This is a genomic window from Stakelama sediminis (assembly GCF_014199335.1).
Classification (GTDB): domain Bacteria; phylum Pseudomonadota; class Alphaproteobacteria; order Sphingomonadales; family Sphingomonadaceae; genus Sphingomonas; species Sphingomonas sediminis.
In genome coordinates, this window is the sequence record NZ_JACIJI010000006.1 from 52,726 (window position 1) to 77,352 (window position 24,627).

At 60.8% G+C, this 24,627-nt stretch carries 27 protein-coding genes and 1 tRNA gene; 11 read left to right on the plus strand and 17 right to left on the minus strand.

Annotation, left to right across the window (positions count from 1 at the left end; genetic code table 11):
• Positions 1–142 precede the first annotated feature (142 nt).
• The 7 genes from FHR23_RS13525 (at position 143) to FHR23_RS13555 (ending at position 9,044) form a co-directional block, all read left to right on the plus strand.
• Positions 143–472: a HigA family addiction module antitoxin gene (locus FHR23_RS13525; RefSeq protein WP_184005051.1), complete on the plus strand. Its 330-nt coding sequence runs from the start codon at positions 143–145 to the stop codon at positions 470–472.
• Between the two features lie 326 nt (positions 473–798).
• Positions 799–2,268, plus strand: a complete 1,470-nt coding sequence (locus FHR23_RS13530; protein ID WP_246359895.1) for an HsdM family class I SAM-dependent methyltransferase — start codon at positions 799–801, stop codon at positions 2,266–2,268.
• Positions 2,265–3,329, plus strand: a complete 1,065-nt coding sequence (locus FHR23_RS13535; protein WP_184005055.1) for a BsuBI/PstI family type II restriction endonuclease — start codon at positions 2,265–2,267, stop codon at positions 3,327–3,329. Before FHR23_RS13530 ends, FHR23_RS13535 begins: the two co-directional genes overlap by 4 nt.
• Before the next feature lie 226 nt (positions 3,330–3,555).
• Entirely contained in the window at positions 3,556–4,680 is a 1,125-nt protein-coding gene (locus tag FHR23_RS13540; RefSeq protein WP_184005057.1) for a hypothetical protein, read from the plus strand.
• A 66-nt stretch (positions 4,681–4,746) separates the two neighbouring features.
• On the plus strand, positions 4,747–7,371 hold the full coding sequence (locus FHR23_RS13545) for an AAA family ATPase (RefSeq protein ID WP_184005059.1): 2,625 nt from the start codon (positions 4,747–4,749) through the stop codon (positions 7,369–7,371).
• Positions 7,368–8,435, plus strand: coding sequence for a hypothetical protein (locus tag FHR23_RS13550; RefSeq protein ID WP_184005061.1), 1,068 nt, complete (start codon positions 7,368–7,370; stop codon positions 8,433–8,435). Before FHR23_RS13545 ends, FHR23_RS13550 begins: the two co-directional genes overlap by 4 nt.
• A 78-nt stretch (positions 8,436–8,513) precedes the next feature.
• On the plus strand, positions 8,514–9,044 hold the full coding sequence (locus tag FHR23_RS13555; RefSeq protein ID WP_184005297.1) for a hypothetical protein: 531 nt from the start codon (positions 8,514–8,516) through the stop codon (positions 9,042–9,044).
• A 196-nt stretch (positions 9,045–9,240) separates the two neighbouring features.
• Here FHR23_RS13555 and FHR23_RS13560 read toward each other — a convergent pair.
• From FHR23_RS13560 to dapB, 3 genes are all read right to left on the minus strand, one after another.
• Positions 9,241–9,317: transfer RNA gene (locus FHR23_RS13560), tRNA-Arg, on the minus strand.
• Between the two features lie 352 nt (positions 9,318–9,669).
• Entirely contained in the window at positions 9,670–10,341 is a 672-nt protein-coding gene (gene nth / locus FHR23_RS13565) for an endonuclease III (RefSeq protein ID WP_184005063.1), read from the minus strand.
• The gene (dapB, locus tag FHR23_RS13570; RefSeq protein ID WP_184005065.1) at positions 10,338–11,066 is read right to left on the minus strand and encodes a 4-hydroxy-tetrahydrodipicolinate reductase; all 729 of its coding nucleotides are present in this window, start codon (positions 11,064–11,066) and stop codon (positions 10,338–10,340) included. The genes nth and dapB overlap by 4 nt, the downstream gene beginning before the upstream one ends.
• 97 nt (positions 11,067–11,163) lie before the next feature.
• Here dapB and FHR23_RS13575 point away from each other — a divergent pair, with 97 nt between their 5' ends.
• Positions 11,164–11,874, plus strand: a complete 711-nt coding sequence (locus FHR23_RS13575) for an NAD-dependent deacylase (protein ID WP_184005067.1) — start codon at positions 11,164–11,166, stop codon at positions 11,872–11,874.
• A 228-nt stretch (positions 11,875–12,102) separates the two neighbouring features.
• Complete coding sequence (locus FHR23_RS13580; RefSeq protein WP_221227540.1) at positions 12,103–13,491, plus strand: MFS transporter; 1,389 nt, start codon at positions 12,103–12,105, stop codon at positions 13,489–13,491.
• A gap of 15 nt (positions 13,492–13,506) precedes the next feature.
• Here the strand turns inward: FHR23_RS13580 and era are convergent, their stop codons facing one another.
• The 14 genes from era to FHR23_RS13650 form a co-directional block, all read right to left on the minus strand.
• Positions 13,507–14,409 (minus strand): GTPase Era, encoded by a 903-nt coding sequence (gene era / locus FHR23_RS13585; protein WP_184005069.1) that lies wholly within the window; start codon positions 14,407–14,409, stop codon positions 13,507–13,509.
• On the minus strand, positions 14,406–15,077 hold the full coding sequence (gene rnc, locus FHR23_RS13590; RefSeq protein ID WP_246359896.1) for a ribonuclease III: 672 nt from the start codon (positions 15,075–15,077) through the stop codon (positions 14,406–14,408). The genes era and rnc overlap by 4 nt, the downstream gene beginning before the upstream one ends.
• Positions 15,074–15,898: a signal peptidase I gene (gene lepB, locus FHR23_RS13595; RefSeq protein ID WP_184005073.1), complete on the minus strand. Its 825-nt coding sequence runs from the start codon at positions 15,896–15,898 to the stop codon at positions 15,074–15,076. Before lepB ends, rnc begins: the two co-directional genes overlap by 4 nt.
• A 60-nt stretch (positions 15,899–15,958) precedes the next feature.
• The gene (locus tag FHR23_RS13600; protein ID WP_184005075.1) at positions 15,959–16,453 is read right to left on the minus strand and encodes an MmcB family DNA repair protein; all 495 of its coding nucleotides are present in this window, start codon (positions 16,451–16,453) and stop codon (positions 15,959–15,961) included.
• Positions 16,454–16,500: 47 nt separating this feature from the next.
• Positions 16,501–17,190, minus strand: coding sequence for a cell wall hydrolase (locus FHR23_RS13605; RefSeq protein WP_184005077.1), 690 nt, complete (start codon positions 17,188–17,190; stop codon positions 16,501–16,503).
• 163 nt (positions 17,191–17,353) lie between these two features.
• A complete protein-coding gene (locus FHR23_RS13610) occupies positions 17,354–17,698 on the minus strand; it encodes a DUF1491 family protein (protein WP_246359897.1) in 345 nt (114 codons plus the stop codon).
• A complete protein-coding gene (locus FHR23_RS13615; RefSeq protein ID WP_343043165.1) occupies positions 17,695–18,156 on the minus strand; it encodes a PaaI family thioesterase in 462 nt (153 codons plus the stop codon). The genes FHR23_RS13610 and FHR23_RS13615 overlap by 4 nt, the downstream gene beginning before the upstream one ends.
• The gene (locus FHR23_RS13620) at positions 18,143–18,610 is read right to left on the minus strand and encodes a PTS sugar transporter subunit IIA (RefSeq protein ID WP_184005081.1); all 468 of its coding nucleotides are present in this window, start codon (positions 18,608–18,610) and stop codon (positions 18,143–18,145) included. Before FHR23_RS13620 ends, FHR23_RS13615 begins: the two co-directional genes overlap by 14 nt.
• A gap of 63 nt (positions 18,611–18,673) precedes the next feature.
• A complete protein-coding gene (hpf, locus tag FHR23_RS13625) occupies positions 18,674–19,252 on the minus strand; it encodes a ribosome hibernation-promoting factor, HPF/YfiA family (RefSeq protein WP_184005083.1) in 579 nt (192 codons plus the stop codon).
• A gap of 54 nt (positions 19,253–19,306) precedes the next feature.
• The gene (dnaQ, locus tag FHR23_RS13630; protein ID WP_184005085.1) at positions 19,307–19,993 is read right to left on the minus strand and encodes a DNA polymerase III subunit epsilon; all 687 of its coding nucleotides are present in this window, start codon (positions 19,991–19,993) and stop codon (positions 19,307–19,309) included.
• An 8-nt stretch (positions 19,994–20,001) separates the two neighbouring features.
• Complete coding sequence (gene coaE / locus FHR23_RS13635; RefSeq protein ID WP_184005087.1) at positions 20,002–20,595, minus strand: dephospho-CoA kinase; 594 nt, start codon at positions 20,593–20,595, stop codon at positions 20,002–20,004.
• Positions 20,592–21,404: a shikimate dehydrogenase gene (gene aroE / locus FHR23_RS13640; protein WP_184005089.1), complete on the minus strand. Its 813-nt coding sequence runs from the start codon at positions 21,402–21,404 to the stop codon at positions 20,592–20,594. The genes coaE and aroE overlap by 4 nt, the downstream gene beginning before the upstream one ends.
• Positions 21,401–21,994, minus strand: coding sequence for a Maf family protein (locus FHR23_RS13645; protein WP_184005091.1), 594 nt, complete (start codon positions 21,992–21,994; stop codon positions 21,401–21,403). The genes aroE and FHR23_RS13645 overlap by 4 nt, the downstream gene beginning before the upstream one ends.
• On the minus strand, positions 21,991–22,812 hold the full coding sequence (locus FHR23_RS13650; protein ID WP_184005281.1) for a pyruvate, water dikinase regulatory protein: 822 nt from the start codon (positions 22,810–22,812) through the stop codon (positions 21,991–21,993). Before FHR23_RS13650 ends, FHR23_RS13645 begins: the two co-directional genes overlap by 4 nt.
• 309 nt (positions 22,813–23,121) lie before the next feature.
• Here FHR23_RS13650 and hemE point away from each other — a divergent pair, with 309 nt between their 5' ends.
• Together hemE and FHR23_RS13660 are read left to right on the plus strand one after the other, a co-directional pair.
• Complete coding sequence (hemE, locus tag FHR23_RS13655; RefSeq protein WP_425506373.1) at positions 23,122–24,174, plus strand: uroporphyrinogen decarboxylase; 1,053 nt, start codon at positions 23,122–23,124, stop codon at positions 24,172–24,174.
• Positions 24,171–24,626: a CopD family protein gene (locus FHR23_RS13660; protein ID WP_184005095.1), complete on the plus strand. Its 456-nt coding sequence runs from the start codon at positions 24,171–24,173 to the stop codon at positions 24,624–24,626. Before hemE ends, FHR23_RS13660 begins: the two co-directional genes overlap by 4 nt.
• Position 24,627: the final 1 nt, after the last annotated feature.

Here is a 24,627-nt window from a genome sequence, read left to right on the forward strand (position 1 = left end):
GCCTCACTCAATCGAGTGAGTGTGTTCTGATAGAGCAATTTCGGCTGCATTCCTCCTGCGAACAAAAATGGAACAAAGGACTTGTAAAGCGACTCTTTACAGGGCACAGTCCATAAAGTCGCAAAGGTAGGGAGGCGGCCACATGCGAGCTGCAGTCCGGACAACAGAGCCTGGCCATCCTGGCGAGTTCGTCAAAAGCGAAATTGTCGAGGCCAATGGTCTATCGGTGACGGATGCCGCACAGGTACTAGGCGTGACCCGGCCGGCGCTTTCGGCCCTGCTTAACGGCCGCTCGGATTTGACGCCCCAAATGGCGGTTCGCATAGAGAAAGCCTTTGGCGTGTCTATCGAACAGTTGATGGAGATGCAGACCAGCTTTGACATCGCGGAAGTCCGGAAGCGGGCGAGCGAAATCAAGGTGGCGCCTTACAAGCCGAAGACGGCTAAAGCGCGGGATGGGGGGAAGAGATGACAAATTCTAGATCGACCGCACGCTTGGAAAGCCCAGCGATAGCCGACGCGGCCGTTGCCATAGACTCCAAGCGCGTCGAATTGGCGCGCGCCCGCGTCATGGCAAGGGCTTGGGCAGAAACGATTCCGGAGACGCGCCGCACCAGCCAAGCCGCCCTTTTCGCAAGGGCAGCAATAGAGGCATTTGCCGCGTGTGTGGCTCCTCGGCTGACCCTCAGCCCGCCCTTTGTGGCTGTCCGCGGAAAGCTCGACGCGACCGCGCGCCAGCTCGCCACATCTATTGGGCGTGAGGCGGCGATACTGCCTATCCTAGAAGGCGGCCACTTCTTGACTAGCCTCTATACGACCTTATTGCCGGGGAGAGAGCGCAGCGCCCTCGGCGCATTTTACACGCCTCCGGCGTTGACACAGCGCCTGCTCGATCTCGCCGATGAAGGCGGCGTTGACTGGTCAACTGCACGAGTGCTCGACCCGGCGAGCGGCGGTGGCGCCTTCCTTTTGGAAGTCGCCGCGCGCATGCGCCTAGCACTTGAAGGCAGCGAGCCGGCTTTTGTCCTTGCCCAGCTAGGCACCCGTCTTTCGGGCCTCGAGCTTGATCCGCATGCGGCGTCCCTCTCACAGGCCGCGCTCGAAATCTTCCTATCCGATCTCAGCATGGCGAGCGGTCGCACTACACCAGTCTTTGTGAAAGTCTGTGACACGCTCGAAGAGACGCCCGTGGCGCAATATGACCTGGTGATCGGCAATCCACCCTACGGGCGCGTGACCCTCTCGGCTGCGCAACGCGCCCGCTATGCACGCAGTCTGTACGGCCATGCCAACCTCTATGGCGTGTTCACTGACGTTGCGCTGAGATGGACACGGCCGGGAGGCGTCATTGCCTACCTCACGCCCACGAGCGTTCTAGGTGGACAGTATTACACTGCTTTGCGCCGGCTTCTCGCGGACCAGGCTCCACCCATCGCGATTGATTTTGTCCATGCCCGCCGTGGCGTCTTCGAGGATGTCCTGCAGGAGACCCTACTTGCGCTCTATCGCAAGGGCGGAAAGCGGGATCGTTTCCAAGTTCATTATCTCAATGTCGATAACGAGCGCGAAGCGCGGCTAACTAAGAACGGCAAAGTTGGTCTTCCGCTCGACGCCAGCGCACCGTGGCTTGCGCCCCGCGAGCCGGGCCATGTGGGGTTGATCAAGTCGGCCGAAGGCATGGCCGCCCGCCTGTCGGATTGGGGATATGGCGTTTCGACTGGGCCGCTTGTGTGGAATAGGTTCAAGCCTCAGATGCGCACCCGCGCGGCGCACGGACTGCACCCCCTAATTTGGGCGGAGGCCGTAACGGCTGATGGGCGCTTTGTATTCCGAGCACAGAAGAAGAACCATGCTCCCTACTTCAAGACGGAAGCGGGCGACGAATGGCTTGTCGTAGAGCAAGGGTGCGTCCTGGTGCAGCGCACGACTGCCAAGGAGCAACTGCGCCGCCTGATAGCGGCTGAATTGCCGCAGACCTTCATCGACGCGCATGGTGGTGTCATCGTCGAAAACCACCTGAACATGGTGCGCGCTATCGGAAAGCCGAAAGTGACCCCGGCTACCGTTGCCGCCGTGCTCAACAGCGACGTGGTCGATCAGGTGTTCCGTTGCATCAGCGGGAGTGTCGCCGTGTCGGCGTTTGAATTGGAGGCCATTCCGCTGCCGCCTGCCTCGGCCATGGTGCAAATCGAGCGGCTTGTCGCGAAGGACTCTCCGCGTGCGGTCATCGAAAAGGCCTTGCGCAGCCTCTATGGCCTCAAAGCATGACGCTCCCCCAGGTCCTATCGTGGAAGGACATCCACGCACGTTTGCCGGAAATATTCCCAGAAGGCCTACAGAACCGCGAGCATTCAATCTGGGAAATCGCGGCCAAGACGATCTTTGTCATGCTCTACGCGGGCGCGGTCGAAGGCGCAGACCGATGGATTCGCCCTGACCAGGTCACGCGCATGACCGACGAGCAAGCAGCTCTGTCGGATGACGATGCACGCCATGCATGGGCGAAGGCTTCCATCACGCCAAGCAAGGCGGACGTCCCTGGCCGCTGGTACGCGGTGAATACACGGGAATCTATCCGCGATGACACGATCCGATATGCCCTAATCCAAAATAGCGCTGTGATCGAGCGCCCCGGCCTTTCTACTACGTCGCCGGCCGGCCGCTATGCTCTGCAGGCCGACTTCGCGGGTCTCCTGTCGCCCAAACTTGATGAAGCCACGTTCATTGCGAAAGCGGCCGCTTGGCGAGAGAAGCATCTCAACGCGGGCGCGCTCGCGCGAATTGCGATCGTTCGCAGGGGCGCGGCCGGTGGCGGCGCTTATGAACTTGTGACTTTTCCTAACGGCGAAACTCGGCGCATGACAACCGGACCGAGCGCTGACATTTCCAAGGCGGTGATCGAAGTTTTCGCGCCGAAGTTCCTGCAAAAGCCGGGGGTCATCACCCTGAGCGAGAGTGGCAATAAGGTAGTGGCGCGCGATGACGAACTGGCCAAGGCGATCGGTCTGACAATCCCAACGGATAGAAGCCTGCCCGACATCGTGCTGGTCGACCTCGGCCCGGCGCACCCGTTGCTCATTTTCATCGAGGTCGTGCACACGGACGGTCCCGTCAACGATGCGCGCAAGACGGCACTCCTGCAAATTGCAGAAGGGGCTGGGTTTGCGCCACAGCACGTGGCGTTCGTGACCGCTTATCTTGATCGAGCTTCACCGACATTCCGCAAAACTGTCAGCAGTCTAGCTTGGGGTAGCTATGCCTGGTTCGCATCTGAGCCTGACAATCTCATGGTGTTCAGCGGCAAGCCACTGCAGATCGAGGGAGGCTGACAGCATGGTTCGCGTGCGTCTTATCGCTGGCAGGGGCGGCACGCAGGAATGCCTGCCGCATGAGACCGACACCACCCGAGAAGCATTCGCCCCGTGTACAGTAAGGAAGGTGCTTTCCTTCACCGCGACCTCCCACGTCGCCGCGAAGGCGATCGGAGGGCGCGGGGCCAATATCGATCTCACAGCCAGCGCAATTGAGTACGTGAACTGACCGAGCGCTGGCTTTATGATAAGAACCTTCCTGCACAGCTTTGACCCCCCAACCGCCAATCCCGTCAGCGGCCCCACCGTCGACCTAGATGTAGTGGCCATCGAGGACGCAGGTATTCGGGAAGTGCTACAAACGCCGGGTGCAGCTTATGGCGCATGGTCCATTCTGGATGCGCTGCTCACCCCTACCGGTTCTGGGACGCCCTTCATCTTTAAGGAGCCGCTAGGTCAGGCCCGCGAGGTGAAGGTGGCCTTATCTGGTCTGTTCGGGCGTTTTATCGCGCGCGCCTATCTCGAACGGTATTTCAACCTTTCGATCTTCGCGCATCTCGGTAATCGCGTAGTAGATCTCGACGGGCGCAGAAGGGTGAAGATCAAGCGCTTGTCCCGAGGCGATCTGCCTGACTGGATCGCTTGCGCCTCCGACCTGTCCTCCCTGACCGTCGCGGAGGCCAAGGGCTGCCATGATGCAGGAGGACCGGCAGCGGCATTGGCCCGCGCCTGGAAGCAGGCCGCGCGGATTGATGTGACGGCCCGAAGCCGCAAGGTCACCGTGAAGCGTATCGCCATCGCGACACGTTGGGGCATGGCTGCTTCAGGCCCCGCGGATGCTCATCTCTCGGTCAAGGACCCCGAGGACGAGGGCGAGCCCATCAAGCCAGAGGAAAAAGACGCACTCTTCATCGGGCTGCTCCGCCTCCACATCGCCAATCTAATCCGGCCACTTGGGCATGCCGAACTGTCCGATGTCCTAAAGAGGATGACCCATCAGTCATTTGCCAACCGGCTCCGGGCGGATATCCAAACGGCACGATCGCTACTTGATTCCGCCCCGGTGGGTGAGGTTGGGAAGACAGGCTCGATCGGCGGGCTTGTCGGTGGAATCGTCACCCGCGCCGGACCTGTAAACGATGCCGATATCTCCGGCACCGATCAGGAAGTGCTCGCTCGCCTTAATCTCCGGCCGATCTTCGTCGGGATTGACCGGGATCTCATCCGCGCCGCCATCGATGCCGAGCCTGAGGCAGTGCGGGGCCGGTTGACCGAGACCACGCAGCCAGATGACTTTGCACGGTCGGACCGCGCGGGCGGATGGATCGTGCCGCTGGGGCAAGAACGCCGCATCATCGGGGGAGTATGAGATGCTGATGGCAAGAACCGAAGGCGGAAGTTGAGTCTTTGGGGGCAGTAAAGGTCAGGGGGAATCATGGACGGACAGGACGGCGATCTTTCTAACGAAGCAGCAGCTCTTGCCGACATTCTCAAATGGTCGGCGGATTTGCCGGCTTGGCAGCGCGATGCGCTGCGGCGGCTGTGTAGTCAGCCCAAGCTTGAAAGCGCCGATATCACGACACTTGTCGGCATCTGCAAAGCCACCGAACAGGCAGCTCCCCTCGACGCCAGCCACGTCCGGGACCCGGCGGCCAGCCACGCCGTCGTCAGCCTTGGTGCCCTTCACGGCCTATCGCATGTCAACGCCCTCGCGTCCGGCGAGCGGCTATCCTTCGGAAAAGTCGGTCTCACGGTCATCTATGGTGACAATGGCGCAGGGAAATCTGGCTACGCCCGCGTTCTCAAACAGCTCTGCCGTGCGCGTTCGCCGAAAGGCGACGCGATCCTGCCCAACATCTATGCGGCTAGTCCCGGCACTCCCGCCGCCAGTGTCGACTTCTTTATCGGCGGACAGAATCGAAGCGCGTCGTGGACCCAAGGTACCGCACCGGATGCCATGCTTTCCGCCGTCAGCGTATTCGATTCCCGGACTGCCAATGTCCATGTCGAGAACACCAACGATCTCGCCTACACGCCGCTTCCGCTCCGAATTCTCGCCGGCCTCGCGCAGGCCTGTCAGGATGTAAAGGCCAAGCTGACCGCCGAGATAAAGGTGCTCCAGGAGCAGACCCCGGCTGTCCTTTCCAAACCTGAATGCAAGCAGGACACCGCAGTCGGCAAGCTGATCGCCGAACTGTCTGGCGAGACCAAACCCGACGCCATTGAGAAGCTCGCCGGCCTATCGTCCGACGAGGACGCACGCTTGCAGACACTCACAACCGATCTCTCAAGTGATCCGATCCGGACCGTTCGTCAGCTCCAGGGCCAGGAAAACCGCATCAATGCCATCGTCAGTCAGCTCGAGCGGTTGGCAGCGACCGCCACGGATGACGTGTGGACCGCCCTCAGCGAAGCCCGCAGGCATTTGTCCAACGCGCGCTCCGCCGCAGCAGCCGCATCCGCAAATCTCTTTGCCGATCAGCCGCTACCCGACATCGGTTCTGACGTCTGGAAGGTCTTGTGGGAGGCCGCCCGCAATTATTCGCGCGCATCAGCCTACCCAGATCGGCCGTTTCCGGTAACGGAAAGCGACGCTCATTGTGTCCTCTGCCAACAGCCGCTCAGCGAGGACGCCGCGCGGCGGCTCCGCACTTTCGAGACCTTTGTGCAGGACGAGAGCAAGCGTCGCGAGCAGGAAGCTGCTGTCGCCTATAATGAGCAGTGCGCGGAGGTCTCGTCGAAAGCCATCTCGATGACGGACCTGCTGGCAATCGTCGCCCTGATACGGGATGACATCGGCCAGGAAGAACTGGCGGCCGCTCTTCGCCGTGAAACCCTGCAACTGACTTGGCGGCTGCGATCGCTTCTGAGAACGCACCACTTGGCGGCAATGCCGGCCCTTCCGTCCGCAGCGGTCCCTTCCATTGCCCCTTTGCGCACGGTGCTCGATGATATCGCCGCTCGTATTACGGGTCTCCAGGCTGAGGCCAATTCTCCGCAGCGGATAGCGCTCATCGAGGAGCGTGATGGCCTCGCCGACCGCAAATGGCTCGGTATGGTGAAAGCCGATGTGCTGGCCCAGATCGAACGCCTTAAGGCGATCGAGGCGATCGAGAAGGCCAACAAAGATACGACGACAAACAAGATCACGACCCAGAGCGCCCGTATCGCTCAGGCGCTCGTCACCAACCGCTTGCGTGGTCAGTTCGCGATCGAGGTAAATAAACTCGGCGTTGCCGGTCTTGCCATCGAGCTTCAGCAGACGAAAACCAGCGCGGGCGTTCCCTTCTTCCAGGTCCGGCTCATCAACAAACCGAGCGAGCCGGTCGCTAAAGTTCTCAGCGAAGGTGAGCACCGTTGCGTGGCACTCGCCGCTTTCATGGCGGAGCTTTCAACCATCGACGCCCAGTCGGCGATCGTGTTCGACGACCCGGTCTCCTCGCTCGATCATCTACACCGTGACAAGGTTGCCGCTCGACTGGCGGAGGCCGGGCTGACCCGCCAGGTGATTGTATTCACCCACGACATGGCCTTCCTGCTTCTTCTTGATGAAGCCTGCCGGGCGACTAAAGACCGGGAAGCAACGCCGGTGGCATATCGGCTGATCAGCCGCGGCGCCGACAACGCCGGCTATTGTCACCAGGAGCCGCCGGCCAGCGTCATGCCGCTCGACAAGGTGATCGAGGGGATGAAGGCGCATCTCGCAAACGTGAAAATCCATCACGAGCGCGGCGATCAGGCAAAATGGCTTCGCGAGGTGACGTCCTTCCAGGATCAACTTCGCACCACATGGGAACGCGCCGTCGAGGAAGTGGTGGGGCCCGTAATCCGCCGCTTGTCGCGCAAGGTCGACACGACGGGGCTCATCAAACTGACGGTGCTTACCGACGCTGATTGCATGGTGATGCGACAGGCCTTTGGGCGCTGTTCGGCGCTCCTCCATAGCCAGCCCGGTGAGATTAATCCGCGCTTGCCGGCCCCCGCGCTCATTGGGGACGAGATCGATGTCCTAGAAAAATGGATCGCCGACGTGCGGACCCGTCAGGATAAAGCGGCATGAAATGGTCCGAGCTAAAGCGGGCGTCTGATACTATCCTCGCCGTCTGGCCCAATTACCGCCCGCTGCACGAACGCTGGTTCATGCAGGAACTTGTCGACAAAGGTGAACTCGCTCCTATTTGGCGCGAGCGCATGGTGCCGGGGGACAATGACGCGGTTTTTGCCGACCATTATCCTGATCGCGACACCGCCATCGCGGCCGCCGACGCGCTCAATCCCACCTTACGAGCAGCTCTCTCCGGTCGCGCGATGGACTCGGTCGCCAAGCGATCCCTCCAATTGAAGGTCGAAAAAGCCCTCCAATCCAAGCAGCGCTTGCAGGACGAAGAGGCACTAATGCTCGCCGAAGCCCTGCGTCGTCATGTAGGCGACGAGCAGCCGAGCGCTGATGCGCTGAAGCTCTCACCAGAGGCCGAGCGTTATCGTGCCGATCTCGCGGAACAGCTTGCGGCTATGCCCTATCTCAAAGTTGCCAAAGTCGGTCGATCGAACAACCGTTGGACACATTACCTGCTGTTCCTCGGGCACGACGGCATCTGGTCGAAGCCTTATCTCGCTGGTGAAAAGGCAGCTTTGACCGCCGAACGTGCAAAAATCGCGAATGGCTTCGATCTCAGCGCGACCATGCATTGGGGCAAAACGAAAGCCAGGATCAGACAAATCCTGCTGCCCCGCGCCAATCAATTGCTCCAGCTTGCAAGCGTGCAGCGCCTCCTCGCCGAAGCGCTCGCGAGAGGAGAACGCGTCCTGGTTTCGAATGGCATCGTCTTTTGGTACGAGGCCGACGGGGGCATTGGCTGGCAGGTGAAGGAGACTTCTTCAACGCGCAAAGCCGAAGGGGAGACGGTTTGGAAGGAGGGCACAATTCTCTCCACCAACCACGGCCGGTTAGTCGTGCTTCCCTACATAAAGGAGAATGGCGAGCACATCCGCGGCCATACCAAGAATGGCCCGAATGACGGGCGCGCTCTTCCGCGCCATCCCGACCACTATGTCGAGATTCCATTTTCTCTGTACGATGGTGATCTCATGATCGGGCTGTTCGGAGAGTTGCCCTACGAATGAGAGTGAATTTTCCCAGCGCCCGATCGTCGTTTTGTCAACTGGTCGTGGGTTGCGAAACGAGTGCGAGAAGGAAGGTCGATGTCACCTGTTGAGGCATGGCTCAACGCCAATACCGAAGGCTATGCTCACCTTGCGCCCGAAGAGCGCCAAGCAATCCACGAGTTCTCCCTGCTGTGGAGCTTCTTCGAAGCACGAGTGATGGCAAACAATGCCAGCATTGGCGGTTTCCGTGCGCGCGTCGCCCAGGCCGCGAATCATGGATCTGGTCTGGATGTTGAGCCTTTTCAGGAGGCTCTTGCGTTCTTCGCCGCGCGTTACCGCGACGGTAGTGGCTTCAACCATCGCTTCCAGGCGTTACGCTTCCACCCAGGCCCGAACGGCGGGCGTGCCGAGGTCGAGGCTGTTTTAAGTGAAGCTCAAACGGGCGCCGCAGAGACCATTCTGGCCTTGCTCATCATCGTCTACCGCCTGCGGAACAACCTCTTCCATGGCGAAAAGTGGAACTATTATTTCAAGGATCAGCTCGGAAACTTCACTCATGCGAGCGCCATCCTCATGCGCACGGTCGAGCTGTTTGCCGTCAAGGGATTGCTCACCTCTCCTGAATGAATGCGCACCGCGATTATCGAGCGGTGTCCCCAAGGAGTGAGAGCCTCCCGCCACGAGCCTCCGTCTCGGCCGACTCCTTCTGCGGGGAAACTCCTCAACACCCCATGAGAATGAGAATCCGGAAGGGATTTCGTGACGGGTTGTTCAAGAGTGATGGGGAGCAACCGCTCGACCCTAAGCCGAGCCAGGAGGGAGATGGCGCACCCATCAGGATTCGAACCTGAGGCCTCTACCTTCGGAGGGTAGCGCTCTATCCAGCTGAGCTATGGGTGCATTTATCTTCAGATAGTGTCCGAGGTCGACCAGGGTCAATCTCGATTCCAACTTTCAAACGATCGCAAACGGTGCGCGCTGGAAGCACTGCCGATTATAGTCGTTCGTACTCTACAGCTTCCTTCAATTTGCTTCCGCGGCGCTTCCACGACCACGGAAGCAGTTTCTCTGCTTCCTTCGAGTTCCGCCAATCGCTTGGCTTTCCTCAACTTTTTCAACCATCACTCACAGCGCGCTTGACTTAGCCTTGCCTTCGGAGGGCAGCGCTCTATCCAGCTGAGCTACGGGTGCGTGGGAAGTGGCGCGTAGCAGAGGAAGTCGGGTTATGCCAGCCGTTTGTGCGTTCGCCCGATCAGGCGTTTTGCTTCTTTCCGCTGGCTTTCGCCGCCGGTTCGGCCGTCTTGGGTTTATAGCGGCACAGATCGGCGACGATACAGCGCCAGCATTCGGGTTTGCGCGCCTTGCAGACATAGCGGCCGTGCAGGATCAGCCAGTGATGCGCGTGCAGGCGGAACGGCTGGGGCGTTGCCTTGTCCAGTTTTTTCTCCACCGCCAGCGGAGTCTTGCCGGGGGCCAGGCCGGTACGGTTGCAGATGCGAAAGATATGGGTGTCGACCGCAAAGGTTTCCTGCTGAAACGCGACATTCATCACGACATTGGCGGTCTTGCGCCCTACGCCGGGCAGCTTTTCCAGTGCATCGCGGTCTGCGGGCACCTGACTGCCATGTTCCGCGATCAACGCCTGTGACAGCGCAATGACGTTCTTCGCCTTCGAATTGAACAAACCAATCGTCTTGATATGCTGTTTCAGGCCATCCTCGCCCAGTGCGACCATCTTTTCGGGCGTATCTACCGTGGCAAACAGCGCGCGGGTCGCCCGGTTGACGCCCGCATCGGTCGCCTGTGCCGACAGCACCACGGCGACGAGCAGCGTATAGTCGTTGACCGACTCCAGCTCGGTTTCGGGGTGCGGGTTTTCCTCGGCCAGCCGCGAATAGAATTCGACGATATCTCCCTTTTTCAAAGCCCCAGCACCTGATCCATCGTGTAACGGCCGGGATCGCGTCCCGCGAGCCATAGCGCCGCTTTCACCGCACCGCGCGCGAAAATCGCCCGATCCTCGGCATGATGGGACAGTTCGATCCGTTCCCCGTCGCCGGCAAACAAAACGCTGTGATCGCCCGCCACCGTACCGCCGCGCAGGCTGGCGAACCCGATCGTACCGGCAACCCGGTCGCCTGTCAGCCCGGCGCGACCGATCACACTGGTTTCAGGAAGCGTCGTGCCGCGTCCTTCAGCGGCCGCCTCGCCCAGCATCAGCGCGGTGCCGGAAGGCGCATCGACCTTTCGCCGATGATGTGTTTCGACGATTTCGATGTCCCATTCCTCGCCAAGCCGCGATGCGGCCTGCCGCACCAGCGCCGACAGCATGGCGATGCCAAGCGAGGTATTGCCGGTTTGCAGAACCGCAATCCGCTCCGCCGCCTTGTCGATCGCGGCATGATGCTGCCCGGACAGGCCGGTGGTGCCGATCACGATCGGCGTGCCTGCGGCGATGGCCGCGTTCAAATGGCCTTCAAGCGCGGCGGGCGCGGAAAAATCGACCAGCACGTCGCTTGCCTGCGCCAGTGCCTCGACATCGCCGCCCAGATCGACACCGCCCGCATCACGCGCGCCCAGTTCGGACAGCACCTCGGCAATTGCCAGTCCCATGCGTCCCTGACTGCCCAGGATTCCGATGCCGGTCATGCTGTCCTCTCTACCCGTCGCTACAGCCCTGCTTTGACAGAAAAGCCGCGCGCGGGACAGACCTTCCCTGCGTGCCGGCGCGCGCTATGCTGAAGCGATGGATAAGATCGGCAATATCGTGGTGCTGACCGGCGCCGGAATTTCAGCGGAAAGCGGGGTGGCGACATTTCGCGGCCCCGGCGGCCTTTGGGAAGGACACCGGGTTGAGGATGTCTGCACGCCGCTGGCTCTGGCACGCGATCCGGCGACGGTGCATCGTTTCTATGACGAGCGCCGCGCGGGGCTGGCCGGTGTGGAACCGAACGCGGCGCATCACGCCCTGGCCCGGCTGGATGCCGCATGGCCGGGCCAACTGCTGATCGTGACGCAGAATGTCGATGATCTGCACGAGCGCGCCGGTGCAAAGCGGATGCTGCACATGCACGGCGCGCTGCTGTCGGCACTATGTTCAGGCTGCGGGGAACGGACGACATGGCGTCAACCGCTGCCGCCGAAAAGCCCCTGCCCCCATTGCCAAGCGCCCGCCCTTCGTCCCGATATCGTTTTTTTCGGCGAGATTCCCTATGGCATGGACCGAATCGAGGCGGCGCTGGCCGGATGCGACCTGTTCGTGTCGATCGGCACATCGGGCGCGGTCTATCCGGCCGCAGGCTTTGTGCAGATGGCCGCGCATTATGGAGCACAAACGCTGGAACTCAATCTGGACCCGTCGGAAGGCAGCCGGTTGTTCGACGAAAGCCGGCTGGGTCCGGCAAGCGTGCTGGTGCCCGAATGGGTCGAGAGGCTGCTGAGCGGTGCCGCACGCTGAACCACAATCGAGAATTTTTTTCTAATAATTCAGATGCTTGGAAGATAGTGCCCGCAAAATAATGGCACCGACCGGATACGATTTAGCCAGTTTGCGCCTGATCCTCCGTAAAACTTATTGGAACTCGCCCAGCACCGGCCTGTTATTGGGAAGGCCTTAAAATAAATAGAGAAGGCCGGGATACGCTTTTTAAAGCGAACAAACAAAAATCAAAAAGGGTTATTCCACGTGAAGGCCAGCAATTTCGCCGATCAATCCGACATTACCGTCAGCGACCCGCGGGAATTGAAACGAACCGTTGCCGGTACTGCTATAGGGAACTTCACCGAATGGTATGATTTCGGAACCTATAGCTATGTCGTTACGATTATCAGCACAGTATTCTTCCCCACATCATCGCTGGCCGATATTGCATCCTTCGCGGCACTGGCCGTTTCTTTCGTTGCACGCCCTATTGGCGGCATATTCTGGGGTATGCTCGGCGACCGGATCGGGCGAAAGGGCGTGTTGGCAATCACTGTGCTGATGATGGCGGCGGGTACGGCGGGACTGGGATTGCTTCCCGGCTATGCCGCGATCGGTATTGCAGCGCCAATCCTGTTGTTCGTCGCCCGCGCCGTACAGGGCTTTTCAACGGGCGGTGAATATGTCGGTGCGATGATTTTCCTCTCCGAACATGCGCCCGACCGTCAGCGCGGTCACGTCTGCAGCTTTCTGCCGGTTGGCACACTGGCGGGATATATCACCGGTGCGCTGTTCGTCATCCTTCTACAGGCGACGCTGACCCACGAGCAGATGGTCTCCTGGGGCTGGCGTATTCCGTTTCTGGTCGCCGCCCCGCTTGGCTTTGTCGGCATGTATCTGCGTCAAAAGCTTGATGAGACTCCGGCATATGAGAATCAGGACGATAGCGAGCGAATGAACAAACGTTCGCCGGTCGAGCAGGGTAAGGAAACGATCGCCAGGCAGTGGCGTCCGATGCTAATCGCTGCCGGACTGGTGCTGAGCTTCAACGTCACCAACTATATGCTGACCGGCTATCTGCCGACCTATCTGACCGAAAAGCTGGATGTCGCATCCAATCCTGCACTGATCATCATTGTGATCGTCATGGTGATTATCGGCCTGATCGTGACCTTTCTCGGCAATCTAAGCGACCGGATCGGCAGAAAACCTATTATGTGGGCGGGGTCGATCATGCTGGCCGTCCTGTCGCTGCCGACCTTCCTGCTGATCCTGAAGGGCGGTTACCTCTCGATCTTTCTGGGAACGCTGCCCATGGGTCTGATGCTCGTCTGCTTCATGAGTACCGAACCATCGACATTGCCCGCATTGTTCCCGACCTCGACGCGCTATGGCGCAACGGCGATATCGTACAATCTTTCAGTATCGGCTTTTGGCGGAACGACCCCGCTCATTGCTGCTGCTCTGGTCGATTTCACCGGCGACCTGCTTGTTCCGGCCTATATCCTGATCATCGCAGGGGTAGTTGGCATAGTGTCGATCTGGTTCATGGCAGAACCGGCGGGAAAACCGCTGGAAGGGGCGTCGCCCACCGTCGCCAGCGAGGAGGAGGCAGAAGAAATGCGTGCCGAACTGCAACCTGCCATGGCGTGACAGGCGCCCGATAGGTCAGTCCACCCAGTCGAGGCCGATGTCGCGATAGAGGCTGCGGTCTTCCTCCCAGCGGGGATTGACCTTGACGTGCAGGTAAAGATGCACGGGCACACCCATCATCCGGCTGAGTTCGGTGCGCGCCTTTGCACCGATTTCCTTGATGCGCTGCCCGCCTTTACCCAGCACGATCGCGCGCTGGGTTTCGCGCGCGACAAGAATCTGCTGATGGATTTCGACCGATCCGTCCTCGCGTTCCGAATATTTCTCGGTATCGACCGCGCTGGCATAGGGCAGTTCGGCATGAAGCTGGTGATAGAGCTGTTCGCGCGTCACTTCTGCGGCAAGCATCCGGTCGGTGGCGTCCGAGACCTGATCCTCCGGAAAATGCCAGGGGCCCTCAGGCATTCGCGCTGCGAGCGCGCTTTTGAGTTCGGGCACGCCGTCACCGGTGGAGGCAGAGACGAAATAGGTTTCGTCGAACGCCAATGTCTCGTTGAGCTTTGCCGCATGGCCCAGCAGCTTCGGCTTGTCAGCGACATCGACCTTGTTGAGGATCAGGATTTTGGGTTCGCTGCGTTCGGCCAGCGCCTCGACAATGGTCATGACCTTCGGACCCAGACCGCCCTTGCCGTCCACCACCAGCGCGATGGCGTCCGCGCCCTCCGCCCCGCCCCAGGCGGCGGCGACCATCGCCCGGTCAAGCCTGCGACGCGGATCGAAAATACCGGGCGTATCGACCAGCAGCAATTGCGTGTCGCCCTCAATCGCAATGCCCATCAAACGCGCACGCGTGGTCTGTGCCTTGGGGCTGGTGATCGCGACCTTTTGGCCGACCAGCGCATTGACCAGTGTCGATTTACCCGCATTGGGCGCGCCGACCACGGCGATCAGGCCGCATTTCGTCGGCGTGTCGGTCATGCCTGCACCTGTTCGAGCAGTGCGCGCGCTGCGGCGGTTTCCGCCTCCTGTTTCGACGCGCCCTCGGCACTCGCCTCGGCGAAAGTGCCAATGGCAACGCGCACGGTGAAGCGTGGCGCGTGTTGTGGGCCGGAGCGATCGACCACCGCATATTCGGGCGGACGACGGTGATTGGCGGCCGCCCATTCCTGAAGCGCCGATTTGGGATGCTGCGGCGCGCGGCGCTGGCTGTCGATGCGTTCGCCCCAGACGCTGCGGACGAAACGGCGCACCGGCTCCAGCCCCGCCTCCAGATACAGCGCGCCGAGCAACGCCTCCATGACATCCCCCAGCACATTGTCGCTTTGCGCAGCACCGTCGTCTCGCGCCTGCTTGCCCATGCGCAGATGGGGCACCACGCCGATTTCACGGGCAATTTCGGCACATACCGTGCCGGTGACGAGCGCGTTCAGCCGCTTGGAAAGCAGCCCTTCCGGTTCGTCGGGAAAGCGTTCGTACAACCACTCGGCCACGATCAGGCCAAGAATGCGGTCGCCCAGAAATTCCAGTCGTTCGTAGTTGTCAGCCCCGTGACTGCCATGCGTCAGCGCACGCTCGAACCGGGGAAGGTCTTCCGGCGTATGGCCAAAGGTCGTTTCAATCCAGGGAGCGAGCGGCGGTCGGGTCAAAAACCTTCCCCGATGCGGTGCCAGCGGGTCGCGGTGAACCAGGTCCAGGGCAACAGCCATTTGGCGGTGCCGTCAGTCGACCAGAAATTGACGACGGCTTTACCTTCCAGATTGATTTCGGGGACATAGCCGATGCCGCCGCCGACTTCCTGCGGGAAGCGGCTATCCTCGCTATTGTCGCGATTGTCGCCCATCAGGAACAGATGGCCCGCGGGGACATGAAACACCTGCGTATCGTCGGCGATGGTATTGCCGAGGTCGAGGACATAATAGCTTTTGCCGTTGGGCAGCGTTTCGCGATAGCGTGGGCGGCTGCAAATCTGCTTGCCCTGAATCGTCGTGACGAATCGCGGTTCGCATTCGGTGTTCGGCGTGATCGGCTCATTGAAATTGGCGACCCGCACCTTCGGCACCCCCTTGCCGTTCAGAAAGAGCTGACCGCCGCGCATCTGTACCGTATCGCCCGGAAGACCGATCACGCGCTTGATCCAGTCTTCCTTGTTGAGCGGCGGCGCCTTGAACACCACGACATCGCCGCGATGGGGATTACGCGCCAAAATACGGCCCGGAATCAACGGAATGCCCCAGGGGAGCGAATAGCGCGAATAGCCGTAATTCCATTTGGTGATGAAGATATAGTCCCCGATCAGCAGGCGCGGCAGCATCGATCCCGACGGAATGACGAAGGGGGAGATCAGGAAGCTGCGGATCACGAACACGATCAGCGCCAGCTTGACGAGGAAGCTCAGCGTGTCGCGCAGTTCGGATTTGGGCTTTGCCTCGCGCTTCGGCTTGGCGTCGGTGGGGGCGCTATCGGTCATGGCCGTGTGCTGTGCGACCGGGAAAGCGAGCCGTCAAGTGAAACGCCGCACGCGCACCCCTCAACAGGCGGTTTCGGCATCCGGATCGGTCGTGGCAATCAATCGGCGACCCGCGCGACGGGCAAAGGCCAGGGTAGATTTGCGGCGGACGGATGCCGAAACGCTGTCCTTGCGCGCTTCACGCAGGATTGCGGCATCATAGCGATCGGCAATGATGATGCCGGATCGTTCGGGCAGGAACAGTTCGCCGGCGAGCGGCGAATGGTCAAACCCCTGTGGCACTGCCCAGAAGAAGCGGTCGCAATGGTCGAGATAGTCGGTCCATTTATTGTCGCCGAGCAGATCGGCGCGCGACACCTTGATCTCGACAATGATGATCTGGCCACGTGAGTCGATCGCCATCAGGTCGGCGCGACGGCCATCGGCGAGAGGCACTTCCGCCATCGCGACATAATCATGCCGCAACAGCATCCTGCACACGCCCCGCGCCACATCCGCTGCGGTCAGCGCGCCGTCGGCAACGGGAGAAAGGGGATCGGACACAGCGGTAGCCATGCCCGACCCCTAGAACATTTCACGAACGTTGAAAAGCCGGTCGCGGTTCAGCGATAGAAGATGTGGTTACCGATCGACGCAACCTTAGCCAACCGCCAGTGCGGTTTGACATACCGCGCGTGGAAGAACAGCGCCTTGGGCACGGGGCTGTTCCACAGCTTCTGTTCGGCGATCTTCGCCACCGCCACTGCACGACGCCAGGAACGGCTATGGGTGCGCGGCTTGGGCAACCGGCCATGGCGGACAAAGGAAAACTGGCCGGGCTGGGTCAGCACCGAACAGACCGAACCGGGAAAGCGGCCCGAACGTGCGCGGTTCAGGATGACGTCCGCCACTGCAAGCTGTCCCGAAAGCGGCTCGCCCTTCGATTCGAAATAGATCCCGGTGGCGAGGCAGTTGAGCTCCTCATCCATATCGTCGGGAATCGTCTGTGCGGCCACAGCATCGGCCAGACTGGCATAGCTGTCTTCGCCACTTTGCGAACTCTTGTCACTATTGTCCGTTGCATCGGCAGTGGCGTCGTCGCCTTCCGGCGTGAGCTGCGGCGGAACCACCGGCGGAGGTGGAGTCGGAACCGTTGCGGCCGGTGCTGCGTTAATCTGGGAAACCGGCGTCTGGTCCCCGATCAGCGCCCCTGTCGGAATCTCTCCGGCGAAGCCCGGAGCCGTAGCGCCGAGCGATAGTGCAACACAGAAAACACCCGCCGTGCCAAGCACAGCGCGAAATGAGCGGTTCATCAATGATCGTTTCAATGCGGTGAGCGCTCACAGCCGGCAACTGCGTCTTAAAAGGCCGGCGCGGGCTTACCCCCCGACTGCGTCACCGCACGGAATCGCACCCCGCTTCGGTCCAACGCACCCAACAATGTGGGCGCGCCTATTATTCCGCAGCGCAGTGAAGTCAACCGAAAAGTAGCAAATCAGCGGCAAAGGGTTCCGGATCCGCGATATCCAGCTCAACCACCCATAAGTCAGGGTCGTTTCGGCATCGTTTCGCCCAATACTCCGATATTTCAGCTTCGCTCTCAGCGGATTTGGGGCCCGAGTGCACAAGCGTCGGCGCTCCGTCGGGACCAAGTCCGCGTTCCAGAAAACCAGCCGTGCGTCCACGCTCCATCGCCAGAATCAGCACGGCACCGGCGGTCGAGTCGCCTCGCTTGAGGACGGTTGCAACTCCGCCTTCGGCATTGGCCCGGCGGATCAGTGCCTGGACCAGAAATTGTGTTGCCGGACGTGCGCCCATCATTGCGCTGCATAGCCTTTGAGAGACGAGAGCGGGATGCGCGAGCGCATGAACGTTCCGGTTCCACGCGCCGCCTCTTCCCCATCCGCATCGATCAGGCGGGCATCGGCGACCAGAACCCGACGCTGACCGCTCACCCAGCGTCCTTCGGCCACGACCGGTCCCGCCTTGAGCGGGCGGGTCAGCAGGAGATTGAATGCGGTCGTCAGCAGAAAGCGGTCGGTGACCAGGCTGTTGGCGGCATAAAAGGCGGCATCGTCGAGCATCTTGAAATAACTCGTGCCATGCGCGGCACCCGCCGCATGATAGACGCGTTCTTCAACTTCGAAACGGATGCGCGCTACCCCCGCCTCGACAATTTCCAGTCTCGAGTCGAACAGTTCATTGATGGGTGCCGAGTCATACAGCGACTCAAGCGCACGAAAATGCGCTTCTTCCCCGCTGAGGTCAGGCCGCGTCACGCGCCTCCAGCCCGGTAAGGATGGCAAAAAGCGCATCGTCAGAGCCAGCTCCGCGCAGTTTATCGGCATAGTCCTGATCACGCAGCGCCCGTGCAACGCGCGCCAGCATTTTCAGGTGCACCGACCCTGCATCGGGCGGCGTCAACAGCATGAAGATCAGATCGACCGGCATGTCGTCGATCGCATCGAAATCAATCGGTTTCTCCAACACCAGCACCGCTCCCACAAGGTGCGGCAAGCCGGTATATCGGGCGTGAGGAATGGCGATGCCGTTCCCCGAACCGGTGGTCACCAGCTTTTCCCGCTCGTGCAAAAGGTCACTGACCTTCTTTGCATCGAGCGACCAGCATTCGTCGGCGAGCTGCCCGAGGCGGGTAAACAAAGCTTTTCGACTGGGAACGGAAACCCCGGTCCGAACAGCCCTGGGGGTCAGAAGATCACTGAAATCACGCATACTTATTCCAAATTTCGACAACCGGGTCGCCGCAACCAGATCGGCGACCCACTTCGTTATCGTTCAGTTCCGGTCCGGTTCGACCCATCCGATCGAGCCATCATGGCGGCGATATACCATATTGAACGATCCGGTACCGCTGTTGCGGAACATCAGGGCGCTGGTGTTGCGCAAGTCGAGCATCATCACCGCGTCCGAAACGCTGGCATCGGGAATGTCGGTACGCGTTTCGGCGATGATCAGCGGCGCGTCACCTGCCTCTTCCTCCTCCTTCGCGGAATCGAACACGGTATATCCCGCATTGTCATACGCGGCATTTTCCGCAGCCGCGATCACCTGACCCGCGTTGCGATCCTTTAATCGTCGCATATAGCGTCGCAACTGCTTCTCGATCTTGTCCGCCGCACCATCGAAAGCGCCATGCGCGTCCTGGCCTTCATTATGCCCCTTGAGCACCAGCCCCTGCATGACATGCGCAACGATGTCGCAGGTAAAGCTTTCATGCGGTCCGCGGCCGAACGTCGCATGGGCAGAAATCGCGCGGGAGAAATATTTGTCCGCGATACCCTGAAGCCGGTCGGTAACATGCTCTTTCAGCGCGTCACCCGTGTCGACCTGATGACCAGATACCCGGATATCCATTGTTTTTCTCCTTAGCTATATGGATGAGCGAACTAGGTAGCGGTTCAAACCCCGTCAATGCGGGGTGTTCCACAGGGGCTCTTTAATTTTTCCTACAAATTCGGCGTGTCGGGCCAATTCTTCGGTTGTTGCCGCGAACGGACGCGGCGGACGCACTACGGAGCTGGTCGGAACGGGGTTCGAGACCGCTTCTTCCGCACCCGATTCCTGCGCCAGTTCCAGACCAATCTGGCGACCACCGGTCAGCTCGACATAGACCTGCGCGAGAAGCTGCGCATCGAGCAGCGCGCCGTGCAGCACGCGGCGGCTGCGGTCGATGCCGAAACGCACGCACAGCGCATCGAGCGTATGCTTGGCGCCCGGATGTTTGGCGCGCGCCATTACCAGCGTATCGACCATCCGGTCCATGGCGATGGGCGCATGGCCGCACTGTCGCAATTCGCCGTTCAGAAAGCCGAAGTCGAACCCGGCATTATGGGCCACCAACGGGCTGTCACCGAGAAATGCGAGCAGCGCTTCCACCTGAGTCGCGAACAGCGGCTTGTCGGCAAGGAAAGTATCCGACAGGCCGTGCACTGCCTGCGCCTCTGCCGGCATCGACCGTTCAGGATTGAAATAACAGTGAAAATTGCGGCCGGTCTCGACCCGGTTGACCAGTTCGATGCAGCCGATTTCCACCAGCCGGTCGCCGCCCGAGAAGCTCAGTCCCGTCGTTTCGGTATCGAAAATAATTTCACGCATGGCGGGGATTATCGGACTCGATTCTCCCGGAGGCAAGCGATGAGCGATTCCACCTCCGCTCGCGTTGCATCGAGCGACCCGCCAGTGTCGATAATATGGTTCGCACGCGCGCGCTTTTCGACATCGGGCATCTGCCGCGCCAGCACGGCATCGAATTTGTCCAGCGTCATGCCGGGACGGGCAAGCACGCGCCGCGCCTGCACATCCGGTGGGGCGGAGACGACGGCAATACTGTCCACGCCCTTGTCGCCGCCGGTTTCGAACAGCAACGGAATGTCGAACACCACCAACGGTGCATCGGCATGTTCGGCAAGGAATGCAGCCCGCATTTGCGCGACCATGGGATGCATAATCCCCTCAAGCTGCTTCATCGCGGCATCGTCGTTGAGCACGCGTGCGCCCAGCGCCTCCCGATCGACGCCATCAGGGCCGGTGGTGCCGGGAAAGGCTGTTTCGATTGCCGCCAGCGCTGCGCCACCCGGCCCCTGCAACCCATGCACCGCGGCATCGGCATCGAACACCGGTACACCCGCATCCGCAAACATCGCCGCCACGGTCGACTTTCCCATGCCGATCGAACCGGTAAGGCCAAGCTGGATCATACCGTCAACAGCGCACGCAGTTCCTCATCCCGATCGCGCGGCGGGGCAATGCCGAAAAACAGCTCAAAAGCGAGCGCCGCCTGGCCGATCAGCATGTGCAGGCCATCGACGGTCTCCAATTGGCGTTCCCGCGCCGCCGCCAGCAGCGGCGTTTCGAGCGGTGCATAAACAATGTCATATACCAGCGCGTCTTCGGGAAGCGGATCAAGGTCGATCTCAAGCGGTGGCTGCCCCACCATGCCCATCGGACTGGCGTTGACGAGGAGATCGACCGGCGGCAGCGGTTCGCCCAGACCGACCGCATCGCCCTTCAGCCCGAACAACGCCAGTAGCCCTGCGGCCTTAAGCGGGCTGCGGTTCAGGATCGTGACCTGCGCGACGTCCATCCGCGCCAGTGCATAAAGCACCGCACGTGCGGCCCCGCCTGCGCCGATTACCGCGACATGCGCACCGGCAAGGTCGGTGTCGGCCAGCGGAGCATAGAAACCGGCGATATCGGTATTGGTCGCCGCCAGCGCACCGTCTTCGTCGCGAAACACCGTATTGGCCGCGCCCAGCGTTTCATGCAGGTCGCCATGATCGGCAACCAGTTCCAGAATCGCCTGCTTATGGGGAATAGTGACATTGCAACCGCGCCAGCCCGCATCGTTGCGGCGCGTAGCGATGAAGTCGGCCAGCCCTTCGGTGGTGACATGGGTTGCACCATAGGTGGCGTCGATGCCGAGCGCATCGATCCAGAAACCATGAATCATCGGCGATTTGGAATGGGCGATCGGATCGCCGATCACTTCCGCTCTCATCTGCGTCATGCCGTCAGCACCTTTCGAACCCTGAGATAGTCGAGAACCGGCAGCAACGGCATACCGAGAATGGTGAAACGATCACCGACGATACGCGCAAACAACTGCACGCCCATCGCCTCCAGCCGATAACAGCCGACGCACCCGGATATTGCGGGCCATTCGGCATCGAGATATTCGTCGATAAAGCCGTCGGAGAGCGGCCGTACGTGCATTCTGGCCCGATCGACATGACGCCACACGGCGCTGCCGCCCTCGGCAATCACTGCGGCGCTGATCAGATCATGATGGCGGCCCGAAAGCCGTTTGAGATGCGCGCGCGCCTCGTCGCGGTCGCGCGGCTTGTCGAGGATCGTCCCATCGTCGAGCACGGCAATCGAGTCACCGCCCAGTACCAGCGCCTGCGGCTCGCGTCGGCTGATCTTGACCGCCTTCAGTTCGGCCAGCGCATCGGCGAAATCACGCGGGTTCAGGTTACAACCCAGCGACGCCTTGGCGGCCTCTTCGTCCACACCGCTCGCTTGTGCGACGTAAACCACGCCGGCAGCATCCAGCATCGCCCGGCGCGAGGCGCTCTGAGAAGCGAGGATCAACGTCATTTGCCGTCCGGTTTGACGCCGCGTTCGGTACACAGCGTAATGATCGCAGCGGCGGTTTCCTCGATCGAACGACGGGTAACGTCGATCACCGGCCAGTCATTGTCGGCGAACATCCGGCGGGCATAGGCCACCTCCCGCGTCACTGAATCCTGATCGACATATGCGGTTTCCGGCGCCTGATTAAGCGACAACAGGCGATTGCGGCGCACCTGAATCAGCCGTTCCGCACTGGTCGTCAGCCCGACCACCATCGGATGTTTCAGGGTGAACAGGGAAGGCGGGGGAGGAGATTCGAGCACGATCGGAATATTGGCGGTCTTGAACCCGCGATTGGCGAGATAGATCGACGTCGGCGTCTTGGAGGAACGCGAGACGCCCGCGAGCACGATATCCGCCTCTTCCCAATCCTCCCAGCCGATGCCGTCATCATGGGCAATGGTGAACTGAATGGCATCGACCCGCGCAAAATAGGCGGCGTCCAGCGTGTGCTGACGACCGGGCCGGGCCTTCGCCTCCTGCCCCAACAGGCTGGACAGCGCATGGTTAACCGGATCGAGCGGCGCAATCGCAGGCAGGCCCATCGACCGGCAACGGGTTTCGAGCGTGCGACGGATATCGGCATTCACCAGCGTGAACAGCACCAGCCCGGGGTTCTGCGAAATCTCCTGAAGGATCCGCTCCAGATGTGCCTCGCTACGCACCATCGGCCAGAAATGGCGCAGCGTTTCGACATCGTCATACTGGGCGAGCGCCGCCTTGGCGATATTCTCCAGCGTCTCGCCGGTAGAGTCCGACAAGAGGTGCAGATGAAGCCGCATCGCCATGGATCAGGACAAGCCTGTGGATAACATGGGGGCAATCGCTAGCGTAAGTTACGTCTCGGGCCAAGCGCTGTGATTCCACGGAATCGATGCCCGCTTCATCCACAGGCCATGCCTTCAGGAACAAACTTATCCACAGGCTGGGGATAGTCGGGATAATGGAATCGAATCGGCGGGGTTAAGCCACGCCGACCATGTCAAACTGTTGGCATTTTCGGGATGAAAGCGTAATCCCCGATGCGCACAGCCCAACAACACACTTCATCCTTTCAATATATATTCTTATTATTTGTAGAGAGGCCGAGCTTGCCCGAAATTTCCGAACCAAAGGCGCTTCTGGCCACGTTGAAAGGGGTGAAGCAGGAAAAGGCTCCTGTCTGGCTGATGCGTCAGGCGGGTCGCTATCTCCCCGAATATCGCGCACTGCGGGCGAAGAAGGGGGGCTTCCTCGATCTGGTCGAGGACAGCGATGCGGCAACCGAAGTGACGTTGCAGCCGATCCGCCGTTTCGGATTTGACGGCGCAATCCTGTTTTCCGACATTCTGGTGATCCCGCGTGCGCTGGGACAGGATCTGTGGTTCGAGGCAGGGGAGGGGCCGCGGCTGGCACCGGTGCTGGAGGATCGCACCGCCATTGACCGGCTTGTAAGCGGCAGGGGCGATATGGCGTCGCTCGACCCGGTTTATGCAACGGTGACGAAGGTGCGCGCAGCACTCCCGCCTACGGTTACCTTTCTGGGCTTTGCTGGCAGTCCGTGGACGATTGCGACCTATATGATCGCCGGGCGAGGAAGTCGTGAGCAGGCAGCGGCGCGACGACTGGCCTATGCTGATCCACAGGCAATGCAGATGCTGGTCGACCGAATCGTCGAGGCGACCATTTCCTACCTGTCGAAACAGATTGAGGCAGGCGTCGAGGCAGTGCAGTTGTTCGACAGCTGGGCGGGCAGTCTTGCCCCTGCCGAATTCGAACGCTGGGTGATCGCGCCGACCGCGCGCATCGTGACCGCGTTGCGCGAACGCCATCCCGATACGCCCGTGATCGGCTTTCCCAAGGGGGCAGGCGGTAAGCTGGCCGCCTATGCCCGCGAAACCGCGGTCGATGCGATCGGGCTGGATGAAACCGTCGATCCTGTCTGGGCCGACCGGGAATTGCCCCCAGGGCTGCCGGTACAGGGCAATTGCGATCCCCTGGCGCTGATCGCGGGTGGAGCGCGGCTGGACGGCGCGGTTGACGCGATCCTTGCCGCCTTTGCCGAACGGCCGCATATCTTCAATTTAGGGCATGGCATCCAGCAGGATACACCGATCGCCCATGTCGAACGCCTGATCGCACGGCTACGGGAGCGCAACGCATGATCAACTGGCTGGGACAGGCCTATCTGTGGGTGTTGGCCGCACACATTATCTTCGTGATCTTCTGGATGGCGGGGCTGTTCATTTTTCCGCGTTATCTGGTCCATCATCAGGAAGGGCTGGCCGATCCCGCCGAACCGCCGCGCTGGGAGGCGCGTGAGGCACTGTTGCGGCGAATGATACTCACACCCTCGCTGATCATCGTCTGGCTGCTGGGACTGGCTCTGGCGGCGAATATGGGCCTGTTCAACGGTCAGCCTGGGCTGGGGTGGCTGCATGCCAAATTGCTGCTCGTTATCATCCTGACCGGCTATCATGGTTGGATGGTCAGCTATTCGCGCAAGCTGAAGGCGCGCAAGCCGACGCTCAACGCCCGCCAGTTGCGGATGGTGAATGAGGTTCCGGCGGTCCTCGTCACGCTGATCGTCATTCTGGCGGTTGTTAAACCCTTCTGAT